14 protein-coding genes and 1 pseudogene are annotated in these 13,547 nt (G+C 40.0%); 3 read left to right on the forward strand and 12 right to left on the reverse strand.

All coding sequences use genetic code 11. From position 1 onward, the window contains the following. The first annotated feature begins 143 nt into the window (after nt 1-143). The 3 genes from RB151_RS00320 to RB151_RS00330 all read left to right on the forward strand — a co-directional run bounded on the left by RB151_RS00320 (nt 144) and on the right by RB151_RS00330 (nt 2,717). Nucleotides 144-821, forward strand: coding sequence for a hydrolase (locus RB151_RS00320; protein ID WP_042848639.1), 678 nt, complete (start codon nt 144-146; stop codon nt 819-821). Between the two features lie 96 nt (nt 822-917). Then, nucleotides 918-1,484, forward strand: a complete 567-nt coding sequence (locus tag RB151_RS00325; RefSeq protein WP_042848638.1) for a YceI family protein — start codon at nt 918-920, stop codon at nt 1,482-1,484. A 24-nt stretch (nt 1,485-1,508) separates the two neighbouring features. Then, the gene (locus tag RB151_RS00330; RefSeq protein ID WP_071547560.1) at nt 1,509-2,717 is read left to right on the forward strand and encodes a lactate oxidase; all 1,209 of its coding nucleotides are present in this window, start codon (nt 1,509-1,511) and stop codon (nt 2,715-2,717) included. 73 nt (nt 2,718-2,790) lie between these two features. Here the strand turns inward: RB151_RS00330 and RB151_RS00335 are convergent, their stop codons facing one another. From RB151_RS00335 to pilM, 12 genes and pseudogenes are all read right to left on the reverse strand, one after another. After that, nucleotides 2,791-3,528: a 3-oxoacyl-ACP reductase family protein gene (locus tag RB151_RS00335; RefSeq protein ID WP_042848636.1), complete on the reverse strand. Its 738-nt coding sequence runs from the start codon at nt 3,526-3,528 to the stop codon at nt 2,791-2,793. A 174-nt stretch (nt 3,529-3,702) separates the two neighbouring features. Further along, a complete protein-coding gene (gene trpS / locus RB151_RS00340) occupies nt 3,703-4,740 on the reverse strand; it encodes a tryptophan--tRNA ligase (protein WP_042848635.1) in 1,038 nt (345 codons plus the stop codon). Nucleotides 4,741-4,757: 17 nt separating this feature from the next. Continuing rightward, nucleotides 4,758-5,450, reverse strand: coding sequence for a phosphoglycolate phosphatase (locus RB151_RS00345; RefSeq protein ID WP_042848634.1), 693 nt, complete (start codon nt 5,448-5,450; stop codon nt 4,758-4,760). Then, nucleotides 5,447-6,121 (reverse strand): ribulose-phosphate 3-epimerase, encoded by a 675-nt coding sequence (gene rpe / locus RB151_RS00350; protein WP_004263207.1) that lies wholly within the window; start codon nt 6,119-6,121, stop codon nt 5,447-5,449. Before rpe ends, RB151_RS00345 begins: the two co-directional genes overlap by 4 nt. A 15-nt stretch (nt 6,122-6,136) precedes the next feature. After that, entirely contained in the window at nt 6,137-7,036 is a 900-nt protein-coding gene (gene dam, locus RB151_RS00355; RefSeq protein ID WP_042848633.1) for an adenine-specific DNA-methyltransferase, read from the reverse strand. 82 nt (nt 7,037-7,118) lie between these two features. Next, a complete protein-coding gene (locus RB151_RS00360; RefSeq protein ID WP_042848632.1) occupies nt 7,119-8,006 on the reverse strand; it encodes an SPOR domain-containing protein in 888 nt (295 codons plus the stop codon). Nucleotides 8,007-8,297: 291 nt separating this feature from the next. Beyond that, nucleotides 8,298-9,385, reverse strand: a pseudogene (aroB, locus tag RB151_RS00365) (3-dehydroquinate synthase). Nucleotides 9,386-9,434: 49 nt separating this feature from the next. Beyond that, on the reverse strand, nt 9,435-9,956 hold the full coding sequence (gene aroK, locus RB151_RS00370; protein WP_004906592.1) for a shikimate kinase AroK: 522 nt from the start codon (nt 9,954-9,956) through the stop codon (nt 9,435-9,437). Between the two features lie 507 nt (nt 9,957-10,463). Further along, nucleotides 10,464-11,525, reverse strand: coding sequence for a secretin N-terminal domain-containing protein (locus tag RB151_RS00375; protein WP_071547561.1), 1,062 nt, complete (start codon nt 11,523-11,525; stop codon nt 10,464-10,466). Continuing rightward, entirely contained in the window at nt 11,518-12,066 is a 549-nt protein-coding gene (locus RB151_RS00380; protein ID WP_042848630.1) for a hypothetical protein, read from the reverse strand. The genes RB151_RS00375 and RB151_RS00380 overlap by 8 nt, the downstream gene beginning before the upstream one ends. After that, complete coding sequence (locus RB151_RS00385) at nt 12,059-12,610, reverse strand: PilN domain-containing protein (RefSeq protein ID WP_071547562.1); 552 nt, start codon at nt 12,608-12,610, stop codon at nt 12,059-12,061. The genes RB151_RS00380 and RB151_RS00385 overlap by 8 nt, the downstream gene beginning before the upstream one ends. A 3-nt stretch (nt 12,611-12,613) precedes the next feature. Then, on the reverse strand, nt 12,614-13,459 hold the full coding sequence (gene pilM, locus RB151_RS00390; RefSeq protein ID WP_071547563.1) for a pilus assembly protein PilM: 846 nt from the start codon (nt 13,457-13,459) through the stop codon (nt 12,614-12,616). Nucleotides 13,460-13,547: the final 88 nt, after the last annotated feature.

Raw genomic sequence — 13,547 nt, forward strand, 5'->3', positions numbered from 1 at the left:
ATTTATAGAACAGAGTTTATCAAAATCCAGACTACTCAGCTTAAAATTGATGAATTAATCTAAATAACACGAAAACGGAGCGGTTATCGTTCTATTTTTGATTCTAAATAAATTTCTGACTTCATCGATTGAGAGGTTTTATCATGAGTATTCCAGCAAACTTTAATGGCCAGCGCCCTGTTATTAACCCAAACGATGCTGTGATGTTATTAATTGATCACCAAAGTGGGCTTTTCCAAACTGTAGGTGATATGCCAATGACTGAATTGCGTGCTCGCGCATCTGTACTGGCTAAAATGGCTTCACTGGCAAAAATCCCAGTGATCACTACGGCTTCTGTACCTCAAGGCCCCAATGGTCCGTTGATCCCAGAAATTCACCAAAATGCACCACATGCACAATATATTGCACGTCGTGGCGAAATTAATGCATGGGATAACCCTGAGTTTGTGGCAGCGGTAAAAGCGACAGGCAAAAAACAACTGATTATTGCAGGTACCATTACTAGTGTTTGTATGGCTTTCCCTGCGATTAGTGCGGTGATGGATGGTTACCAAGTATTTGTTGTTATCGATGCATCAGGTACTTATAGCAAGATGGCACAAGAAATTACCTTGGCTCGTGTGGTTCAAGCAGGGGTTGTCCCTATGGATACAGCCGCGGTTGCTTCTGAGTTACAAGGCACTTGGAACCGTGAAGACGCTGCTGAATGGGCAATGGCCTACACGCAAATTTTCCCTGCTTATCAATTATTAATTGAAAGCTACAGCAAAGCGCAAGATGTTCTGAAAAATAATGAGCAATTAGATTCTGAACGTTAATTCGCGATAACCCCCACATTTAACTTACGAAATTAATTCAGGCAGCTTAATGACTGATAAAGCTGCCTATTTGTAATTGAATTTTAAGGAAATATGATGAAAAAGCTTACATTACCTTTGCTGGTTTCTTTGTTTGCGCTTGGTACAGCACAGGCCGCAGACTATAAATTAGATGCAACTCATACTAAAGCCGTGTTTTATATTGACCACTTTAATACTTCTACCAATAGTGGCGGTTTTCACAATATCACTGGAGATATGAGTTATTCTCCGGAAAAACAAACTGGTAGCGTCAGTGTAAAAATTCCAGCGGAGACCTTAAATACTGGGTTATCAGCATTTGATAATCATATTAAAAGTGAAGATATGTTAGATGTTGCAAAATATCCGACCATTGAGTTCAAATCGACTAAATGGAATTTTGCAGACAACAAACCTGTTTCTATTGATGGTGTGTTGACTATGAAAGGCCAATCACATCCAGTTCAGTTAAAAACTACCAAATTCGGTTGCTATTTCAGTCCAATTTTTAATGCTGATGTGTGTGGTGGTGATTTCGAAACCACTATTGACCGTACGCAATGGGGGGTTGATTTCCTAGTGAAGGATGGCATGGCCAAAAATGTCACTATCCAAATTCAAGCCGAGGCTATTAAACAGTAATTGATGGGGAGTTAAAGATTTATTATGTTGAGTTTTACACGAAAAAATACGTTTGTGACATCGACATTATTTGCTGTTGCACTGACTCTTGGTACCGCACAGGCGGCAGAATATAAAGCTAGCGATAAAGAAGGCCCAATTAAAATTGTGAACTTGGATGAATTAGAAAGCCAAGTTGCCAAAAGTATGGATAAAGGTGCTTTTGGTTATATTCGTGGTGGTGCTGAAGATGAATTGAATCTGAAGAAAAATACGCAACATTTTGATAATAAATATATTATGCCAAGAGTGATGCAGGGAATTGAAATTTCAGATATCGACCTTTCAACTGATTTTTTAGGAATTAAACTAAAAACCCCTATTATTCAAGCGCCGATGGCGGCCCAAGGATTAGCACATAAAGACGGGGAAATTGCGACAGCAAAAGGTATGGCTAAAGCAGGTTCTATTTTCTCGTTAAGTACCTACGGTAATAAAACAATTGAAGAAGTGGCTGAAGTTTCAGGGGAAAACCCATTCTTTTTCCAGCTTTATATGAGTAAAAATAATGCATTTAACGAATTCACGTTGAAGAGAGCCAAAGCAAGTGGTGCTAAAGCGATTATTTTAACCGTTGACTCTCCAGTTGGTGGGTATCGTGAAGATGATATTCGTAATAACTTCCAATTCCCACTAGGCTTTGCCAATTTAGAGCTATTTGCTAAGCAAAATAGTGATGGTTCAAAAACAGGTAAAGGTGCAGGGATCAGTGAAATTTATGCGCAAGCAAAACAAGCCTTTACACCAGCAGATATTCAATACGTGAAAAAGTTATCGGGATTGCCAGTAATAGTTAAAGGTATTCAATCGCCCGAAGATGCTGATGTTGTGATCAAAGCAGGTGCTGATGCGATTTGGGTCTCTAATCACGGTGGTCGCCAGTTAGACAGTGGTCCCGCGTCTTTTGATGTATTGCCGTCAATTGCTAAGGTCGTTAATAAACGTGTTCCAATTGTATTTGACAGTGGTGTGCGTCGCGGTTCACACGTATTTAAAGCCTTAGCAAGTGGGGCAGATGTTGTGGCTGTAGGCCGTCCTATTTTATATGGCTTAAATTTAGGTGGTGCTGAAGGCGTAAACTCGGTGATCCAGCAACTGAATAAAGAACTTTCTATCAATATGATGCTAGGCGGGGCCAAAAATATTGAAGGAGTTAAAGCGACGAAGTTGTATACCGACAAAGATTTTCAATAATTAAAGTCAAACTCATTGGTTAATAAAAAACGGGAAAATTTTCCCGTTTTTTTATTCATTAATAAACCAATATCTAAGCTGTAAACCCACCATCGATATTTAAATTTGCTCCCGTTATATAAGCAGCAGCTGGGCTAGCTAGGTACAATACAAAATCAGCAATCTCATCAGCGCTAGCATAGCGTTTTAAAGCCATTATTTGTTTTAGACTATCTGCGAACTCGCTTTGTTCTGGATTCATATCAGTGTTTACAGGACCTGGCTGAACATTGTTGACAGTGATCCCTCTAGCAGCTACATCTCGAGCCATACCTTTTGTTAAGCCAATAATAGCTGATTTACTCATTGCGTAGGCAGCTCCACCTTCGAATGGAACCCGTTCTGAGTTAACACTACCAATGTGAATTATTCGTCCATTATTATTCATAACAGTTAGGGCTGATTGGCTAGCAATAAATAAGCTGCGTACATTTAGGGAATAGGAGCGATCAAATGATTCTAGAGGGAGAGTTTCTACTGAGCCAAATTCAAGAATACCAAGACTGTTAATTAAAATATCAATAGAACCAAATTTATCAAATGATTGTTTGATTGCAGCTGTAATTTCATATTCATTTGCACTATTGGCTTTTATTGCCATGACTGTACCGGAATACTGGGCTGTTTCAGTGATCAACAATTTTGCATTTTTATCTGATGAGGCGTAGGTGAAAGCAACATTTGCACCTTCTTTGGCTAGTTTTTTTACTATAGCAGCGCCAATACCACGTGATCCGCCTTGGACAATAGCATGTTTATTTTTGAATAACATAGAATGACCTTATTAGTTAAATAATTTAAAAATCACTAAATAAGGTATTTAATAGATAAAAGAGGATAGACTCCAGATAGAAAAGTAGAAGGAGTTTGTGAAAATAGTTGGCTATGTGTTAATGAAAGAAAGCGCTCACCCATTGATGAGTAAGCGCTTTTTATTTGATTAGCGTTATGGGCGTTTTACAAAACCAATAGCTTCATACACTTTATCTAAAGTTTGTTGTGCACGAGCAGACGCTTTAGTCGCTCCTTCATCCATGATTTGATTCAGAAGCGCTTCATTATCGCGGAATTCATGATAACGAGTCTGTAAGTCAGTCAACATGCCAGAGACGGATTCTGCAACAGCACCTTTTAGGTGACCGTACATTTGGCCTTCAAACTCAGCTTCTAGCTCTGCAATTTTTTTACCGGTGACACCTGACATAATATCTAACAGGTTAGAAACGCCAGGTTTGTTTTCTAAATCATAACGAATGCGTGGTGGCTCTTCTGAGTCCGTCATGGCCCGTTTGATTTTCTTCACAACCGATTTTGGGTCTTCGAGTAGAGCAATGACGTTATTGCGGTTGTCATCAGACTTAGACATTTTCTTGGTTGGGTCTTGCAGTGCCATAATTCGTGCACCGCCACCTGTAGGGATGAAAGGATCAGGAACAGTAAATATATCACCATAAATTGCATTGAAGCGTTGGGCTATGTCACGGCTTAGTTCAAGATGCTGTTTTTGGTCAATCCCAACAGGAACCTGATTAGTTTGATAAAGCAAGATATCAGCAACCATCAAAACGGGGTAGTCAAACAGGCCTGCGTTGATATTTTCTGCGTGACGCGCTGATTTATCTTTAAATTGGGTCATACGGCTTAATTCGCCGAAATAGGTATAGCAGTTTAATGCCCAACTTAATTGTGCATGCTGTGGGACATGAGACTGTACAAAAATGGTGCTTTTTTTCGGGTCAATCCCACAGGCTAAATAGAGCGCAAGTGTATCGAGGGTTCTTTTACGCAGTTCGACAGGGTCTTGGCGAACAGTGATAGCATGTTGGTCAACGATACAGTAAATGCAGTCATAGTCGTCTTGCATTTGTACCCACTGACGTAATGCACCCATATAGTTACCGATGGTTAATTCACCGGAAGGCTGTGCGCCGCTGAATACGATAGGTTTTTGGGGTTGCTGTAAATTTTCAGTGGGAGTGCTCATGTTTGTTATGTCCTTGCTTATTTTATTTCAGATAAACCAATTGTGGGTAACAAGCCTGCAAAGTGTGTCAAGACACAGTCAGGTTCGCTCAAAGCAATAGATTCACCGTAGTTATAGCCGTATGTCAGCCCGACACTCGGGCATCCCGCGCTTTGTGCTGCAATAATATCATTACGGGAATCGCCGACAAAAAGCAATTCTTCTTTACGTAAACCGAATGTGCCCATTGTTAAGTAAAGGGGAGCAGGGTGCGGTTTTAGGGCTTTTACATCGTCACTACCCAATACAAGAGAAAAATAGCTATCAATGCCTAATTTTTTTAGTAGTGGAGCAATAAACGGCGTAGCTTTATTTGTGACGATCCCCATCGGTATGTTGTGTTTTGCTAATTGTTCTAAGGTTTCTTTTACTTCAGGGAATAGCTGACTACCTGTTGTGACAGAAACTGCATAGAATTTATCAAAACTGGCTCGAGCTTTTTTTTGTAATTCAGCTGTGATGTCGGCTCCTGCCCAAGAAAGCGCGCGTTCAACGAGAACATCAACCCCGTTACCTACCCAAATAGAGACGCGCTCTTTACCTGCTGGAGGAAAACCAAACTCTTTGAGCATATTATCGATGGCTTCAGCTAAGCCACCGGCACTGTCAACGAGAGTACCATCTAAATCAAAGGCAATCGCTTTAATATCTTCTAATACAACTTGAGTCATTGAGATACCTTTTGTAGTTCGTTACGCATCGCATCGATGACTGTTTTATAGTCTGGTTGATCGAAGATGGCTGAGCCTGCAACAAAGGTATCCGCTCCAGCCGCCGCGATTTCTGCAATATTGTTCACTTTCACACCGCCATCGACTTCCAAACGAATATCATAGCCACTTTCATCAATAAGTTTGCGGACTTGGCGCAATTTATTGAGGGTTTGTGGGATAAAGGATTGACCACCAAAGCCTGGATTAACTGACATCAGTAAAATCATATCCACTTTATCCATTACATAATCAAGGTAACTCAGTGGTGTTGCTGGGTTAAATACCAACCCCGCGGTACAGCCATGTTCTCTGATGAGTTGTAATGAACGATCAACATGTTCACTGGCTTCAGGATGGAAGCTTATATGAGTTGCACCTGCTTTGGCGAAGTCAGGGATAATCCTATCAACAGGTTTTACCATGAGGTGGACATCAATCGGCGCAGTAATACCGTAGTCACGCAGGGCTTTACAAATTGGAGCACCAAAAGTTAGGTTAGGAACATAATGATTATCCATTACGTCAAAATGCACGATATCAGCGCCAGCTGCAAGAACATTGGCGGTATCTTCGCCTAAACGAGCAAAGTCAGCAGATAAAATAGATGGGGCAATGAGAAAGTTTTTCATTATCGTCTCCGATTATTAATCGTTATCTGAGAGCCATTCAGCACTAGTCACAAGGCTTTGCATTTTTTTGTCAGTTTTTCTAGGAGAAGGGCTATTAGGTTCCCCCGTATATAAAGCCAGTAATTCATTGACTTTGCTACGGTTTAATATATTTCTACTAATGGTACGACGTACTTTTACAATATGTAATTGAGCTTGATGATACCACTCTCTGGTTAACGGGGTATCATGATTCGATATCAGCACTGGGATCCTGTTTTCCGTTGATAACTTCTGTGCCAAAATCGCTAAATTTTGTTGCTCGCTCGCATTAAAGGAATTGGTATGATAAGCCGTAAAATTGGCAGTATCAGATAAAGGAGCATAAGGCGGGTCACAGTAAATGACGGCCCCTTCTTTAGCATTGAGCAAGGTCTCGCCATAGTGCTGGGTAATAAATGTTGCTTTTTGCGATTTTTCAGCGAACCACAGTAATTCTTCTTTAGGGAAATAGGGCTTTTTGTAGCGACCAAAAGGCACGTTGAACTCACCGCGTGAATTATAACGGCATAACCCATTATAACAGTGACGATTTAAGTATAAAAAAAGGATACTACGTCTTTCAGTGTCATTGGATTGGTTAAAGGCTTCACGCATTAAATAGTATTGTTCTGAAGTATTATATTCAGGTGTGAAGATTTGCTGGGCCTCTTCGATAAAAGAATCAGCATGGTCTTTAACAGTATTATAGAGGTTGATGAGGTCACTGTTGATATCTGCCAGCATGTAAGAATCATAGCTAGTATTTAAAAACACTGACCCTGCACCAACAAAAGGCTCAATTAAGCAATCACCTTGTGGAAGATGTTTTTTTATTTCTTCCACAAGGGGGTATTTACCCCCAGCCCATTTTAAAAAAGCGCGTTTTTTTTTCATGCCGTCTTATTATTACAATCGTTTAGAGTAAAAACATTCATACTCTGTCAGGACAACACAATGCGCCCGGGGAAAAACGTTGTTATTTTTGATCCTGTTTGACTTGTTTCATATTTCTAACCCACGGCTTTTTCGCTTGAACAGCAGAAGGTAGAGTTGCTATTGCATTTTTTGCGTCAGTGACTGAATTATAATTACCGTGAATGAGAACATACCAAGTTTGCCCATTACGAATAGTTTTGTAGACCTTGTAATTGGCAAGTTTGTTTTCTTTAGCAAATGCTTCCAGCGTATCTGAACGGCTTGCACTACTAAGTTGCAGAGTGTAGGTACCCGCAGGAGCTGACATGACATTGCTGCCATGGTTATTGGCCGCAGCCTTAGTCGGTTGCTTAGGTTGTACCGGATGTTTTGGCTCAACCACTTTCGCAGGGGTTTTTTCAGGTGCTGTTGGCGGTGCCACAGGTTGCTGTTCTGCAGGTTTGATTGCTGGCGGTGTTACATTTTGTGGTTGTGTTGTTCCAGCGGTTGGTGTTTGGCCTTGATTTAAAGCATCTACCACATCACCTGGGATTTCGATCCGCTCACCCAAGCCATTAGGTTGAGTTTTTGGCTCACCTTGAGTTGGTGTCGGTGTGATTTGAGATCCTGAGATTTCTTGTGCCTGACCCGTCTGAGCTTGCTCTTGTGAGTTTGTCAAAGAGGATGAGTTAGACAAATCAATATTTTGTTGGTTGTTAGTGCCGGTTGTTTGCAACTTTTCATGCTCAGTAGGCGCTTTTAACGCAGAACTGATCGCAATAATGAGTAGTAATAAAACTAAAACACCGACACCAATCATAATATGTTGGCGTGAGAGTGCTAATTTAGGCTTTGTAGCAGCGGATTGGCGTGAACGCCCTGTCGGTCTATCTGATGTATCTGGCCTAAGATCATTTTGGCCTTGATTATCTGGTTTAAATTCGTCCATCTTCCTCTCCCGAATAAAATTTGCCTATAGTAGAGATAAAATGTCTCTTATCAGTACAACCTGTTAGCGACCAAGCAGAATATCGATGCTTATTTTTAAAGCATATATGCTTTCGTAATACCGTGCTAGCCATATTGGTATTGTGCATTTCCAGATTATTGTATCTAGGCGTAGGCATACCTTATAATTTAACGACTTTAGCGTACATCTACCAGTAACATTTTAAAACGCTTGTAAAAATTCAGGGTTTTCTCTGTTTTTGGTAACGTATCTGACCATTTTGTCATATTTTTATGGCATGCAGGAAGATATCGCTGCAATGACAGTTTGCGCATCGATGTCCGCGCGCATTTCTGAATGCCCGATAGTGGTAGGTAAAATTAAATGCAGTTTTCCACCCATTACTTTTTTATCGCGCATCATATGCGGTAGATAATCATCTGGCTTCATTTGTGAAGGGCCTTTGACAGGAAGTGATGCACGTTCTAAAAGTGCTATCACCCGTTGGGTTTGCTCCGGTGTAAATTGGCCTATCAATTCAGCAGTTCTTGCTGCCATAACGATACCTGCTGCAACGGCTTCACCATGTAACCAGACACCATAGCCCATATGAGCTTCAATGGCATGCCCAAAGGTGTGACCTAAATTGAGAAGCGCACGTAACCCACTGGTTTCTTTTTCATCAGCAGCAACGACTTGTGCTTTCAATTCGCAACAACGACGTATGCAGTAGGCCATCGCTTGGTTATCTAGCGCGACCAGAGCATCAATATTGTTTTCTAACCATGTAAAAAAGTCACCATCAAGAATTATTCCATACTTAATCACTTCTGCTAAGCCGGAGGCTAATTCCCTTTTGGGTAAGGTTTTTAAACAATCAAGGTCAATAACTACCGAGGCAGGTTGGTAAAATGCCCCAATCATATTTTTCCCTAGAGGATGGTTTACTGCGGTTTTACCGCCAACAGAAGAGTCCACTTGAGATAATAAGGTGGTAGGAATTTGGATAAAACGTACTCCGCGCTGATAGCTAGCAGCAGCGAAACCCGTAAGGTCACCGATAACCCCCCACCAAGAGCGATGAGGGTAGTATCTCGGTTATGGTGCTTTTCAAGTAGTGCGGTAAAAACATCGTTCATGATGAATAGCGATTTGTATTGTTCGCCATCAGGAAGAATGATGCTGTCAACCTTTACGCCAGAAGATTCAAGAGCGTGTTTTACCTTTTCAAGATAAATTGGTGCAAGCGTTTCATTTGTCACTATCATTGCGCGTTGCCCAGTAGCTAATGGCCAAAATGCCCCAGGTTCGTTATATAAACTTGGCGCGATATTGATTGGATAACTACGTTCGCCCAGAGTAACAGTGACTTTTTCCATCTTGCTTTACCTTGAGTTCATTATTTTATGAAAATAACACCATGATTAATTAGTTTTTCTCTAATAGCTCAATGATTTGGCTTGCGACAACTTTAGCGCTTTGTTCATCAGTATGAATGGTAATATCAGCAATTTCTTCATACATAGGATTGCGCTCGTCAGCCAGTTTTTCCAGTACTTCACGTGCCGGTTCGTCAACTTGTAATAGAGGACGCTTTTTGTCACGTTGTGTACGGGATAATTGTTTCTCAATGGTCGTTTCAAGATAGACAACGACTCCACGAGCGGACAAGCGATTACGGGTTTCTTTGGACTTAACAGAACCGCCACCCGTTGCTAATACGATGCCTTGTTTCTCAGTGAGCTCATTGATGATTTTTTCTTCGCGATCGCGAAAGCCTTCTTCACCCTCAAGGTCGAATACCCAGCCTACATCTGCGCCAGTACGTTTTTCTATCTCGTGATCAGAGTCGAAAAACTCCATATTAAGCTGTTGAGCCAACTGACGGCCAATAGTGCTTTTGCCAGCACCCATCGGTCCAACCAGAAAGATATTGCGTTTCTCTGCCATGTTTTTTGGTATTACTACGATTATTCGTTAATGATCACCCGCCCCGCCAATCGAATTAGCGGCGGGACCTATAAACTGAAACCTCATTAGTGATGATGTGAGATCAGATAAGAAAATTATCTCAATACATCAACCCGAATTGCAACTATATAAATGCGGCACTAAGCGAACAAAGTGCCACATTTAAAATTACAGGTCTCAATGTTTGAGCCGTCTATATTGCCTAATGCATTGTTTAGCATAGTTTTAACAGGTTTTGCCTATAGGTAGTAGCGCATGATTTCTGTTATTTTTAGAGCAAAATTGTTGTGGCTGTTTTATAAGCGACTGACAGCTTGTTCTTTAATCTACGGATAGTTAGAACACTCAATGGATAACCTTGTATGCTAAAACGACGCCAGCGTCAAATTTATCCGGTAGGTTTATAGCATAAAAATATTTTTTTTGACTAATCTTTGGCTTATTGTTTGTTCAACTCATTGAAGTATATGCGTTATTTTATTCGCGTTAAATATTGATAAGTTTTGGCGTTATAAAAACAATAAGAACCCTTCTATCTATATGTTCCGCAGTATTTGTAAATAATGACCCTAAGAGAGGAATTTGAGAGATAAATGGTAAACCTGTCTCTGTTTTTTCTTGTTTTTGCTGAAAAATGCCACCTAATATTAGGGTTTCATTATTTTTAATAGTGACGGATGTTGATATTTCTTGCTTATTTATTGCTAAATGGTGACTTTGGCTACTGGTTAGTGCGGTATCTGGCGAGTTATGGCTAATTTTTAGGTTCAACTCTACTTTTTCATTGCGGATAATGGTCGGGGTGACATCCATACCTAGTACAGCATCTTTAAATTGTACGTGAGTTTTCTTTTCATTGCTTGTGACATAGGGTATTTCTGTACCTTGTTGAATACTCGCAGGTTGTTGGTGTGAGGCGATTAACCGAGGGCTAGCAATAATGGAGAGTAAATTTTCTTTTTCTAAAGCGTTTAATTTTAATTCAAGTAACCCATCGCTTAGTTTTAACACATTAAACGAAAATTGCCCCGGTGCGGAATGATAACGGTTATAACGGTTAAGATGACTGTTGGCTGTATTCCCCGCTAATATTCCCCACTCAAGCCCTAATTCTTGTAATGCGGTTCGGCTACTACTAATAATATGCGCTGTTATTTGAACTTGTTTATTGGGTTTATCTTTTTGTTTTATCCACTCTTCTAGTAAGGCTATTCGCTGTTGATTATCTTTGACTATCACACTATTTGTGGTGTGGTCATGATGAATAGATGCATTTTTTGATAACAATAAAGTTTTGGGGTGCTCTAGTTGAGTGCGTATTTCTAGAGCATCGATTGAAATTAATTGAAAAATTTTTTCAATTAAAGGGTCTGTATGTTGAGAAGATTGGCTCGTAGCCATCACTGGACTAGACTGTGTTTGTTCCTCTACGGGATGTAAAGGCGCAAATGGGTCTCGTATTTCTTGAGCTGATAGCCAAAAAGCAGGCAAAAAGAAACACCCTATGATAGCTACGAGTATCGGTGTGTTAATTAACTTTCTATTCATTACTATTATCATCCTTGATAGCGAAAGTGTGGTTAATTGATGAAAAAGTGACTGATGCGAGTATGGCACCTTGCTTTGAAGTTAATTTTATATCTGAGTAACGGTATCGTTGAGTATTAGGCAAAGTGAGAAGTTGCTCTATAAAGCGATAGACACTGATGAAATCCCCTTGAACTTCGAGGAAATAGCCATGGCTACTCGTTGGTTGTAGTTGGTTTAATATGACAGTTGAATGGTTCAGTAATGTATTAAGTTGTGAAAGTAGTTCTAGTGGTTCACCTTTAGCATCGACAATTTGCTTTAGAACATCTGCTTGCTGTTCTAATAGATGTAAGGGCGGAAAGTGCTGTAATTGTCTGGTTTCTTTTGTTATTTTTTCAATTAAACTATTGTTTTCCGATTCTAATTCAAGACGTAGTATTTCATTTTCTTTCCAGTATAAAAAATAGCCTGCAAATAAAAATAAACTAATAAATAGCCAAATGGGTATGGTTTGCTGCCAAAAAGGGCGATACCAAAAAGCATGAAGTGATTCACTCATTAGCTTCTCCTTGGCGTATAGCGGTTAAATGTAACCGGTGTACTTGGTTTGTACGGCTGAGCTTTTTTAATTGGATGTGGTTTAGCCCTCGCTCTTTAAGCTTAGGGCTTAGTAAGCTAACATTTTGGAAGTCATAACTGCGGGCTTTTATTTCTATTTTATTATCAACTAATTGGACGGTAGTAAGCCAACTTTTTAATGGTGTGATTAATGGCAAGTCTTGTAATAATTTGAGTAAAAACTGGTTATTGTTCATAACCTCATCCAATCTGTTTTTTTGGCTAATCAATTCGAGGAGTTGTTTTTTCTGGAGAGATACTCGTTGTGCTAACTGTTGCGTTTGCTCATATTGTTGTTGATGGTGATATTTTATTTTTTGTTGCTTTTCAATTTCCAATTGGTGAAAAAAGACTAAAAAGCAACAAGTGATAAGCACTGAGCAACCAGCAACCAGAGAAAAAACAATAAATAACCGTTGTTTCTTCACAATTTGCTGCTGCCGCCAAGGCAGAAAGTTAACTTGATATAGTTTTGATAACCCCATGAGTTAAATATCTCCATGCCGTAATGCTAGCCCTGCCGCTATCACAAAATCCCCTAACTGATGGGGGATTTTAAGATTGTTATGCTGAAAAGCTTGGCGTAACTCCCAGCTATGTATTGCTTCAATGCTATGTTTATCATGAATGTTTTGATGGTCGGTAATGAGGTAAATGGGTAATATCGGTGATGACTCTTCTTGGTTGAGTAAAGACAATAATGCAGATAGCGTCGGGGTTTCGGTGTCGGGTAGATGGTTATAGTTGGCGGGTTGACTAATAGGGCCAGACCACAGCCACTCACCTTGCCTATAGTGAACTAGCCAGCTTTCATCGGGTAAGCCCGCATGGCGAGCAACATAACGCAGCGCAACGGGGGCGACATCAATTGCCAGTAGATTGAATCCGCTTTCTGCTAATAATTTTTGCCAAAAGTTAATTTCTGATTTTCGAGCCCCATTAAAATAAACTTGTTGATTGATTACTCTATAATCCATTGCCAGTTCTTGAGCATGCATAGGAAAACGTTTTTCAGCTTGCAGTTGTAGGTACCAACCTAATTCTGGTTGCTGTAGATTAATTTGGCTAGGTAATGCAAATTGTTGTTTTAGTGTCCTAACTGCAGGTAATGCGATAGATACAGAACAGTTTTTAGGTAATTTCTGACGCCATTGTATTAAAATATTCAGTAGAATCTTGTATTGTTCATGGTCTGATTTGTCAGCAATTTCGAAGGGAAGTTGTTGTTGCCAGCATTCACACAAAGACCAGTGTTTCTTGCGACGTTTAGCGGCAACTAGCTGAATTTTGCTTTGATATAGGTCGATTCCAATGTTCCATTTTGATGTGTACATAGTTAATTTCCTTATCATTAACCAATAAATTACATTTTCTATTGTGCTGTATAAGCTTTATACTATGCGTTAGTGATATCTAAACCCT

Origin of the sequence: Providencia rettgeri, from assembly GCF_001874625.1 — a bacterium.
In the GTDB taxonomy this organism is placed as follows: domain Bacteria; phylum Pseudomonadota; class Gammaproteobacteria; order Enterobacterales; family Enterobacteriaceae; genus Providencia; species Providencia huashanensis.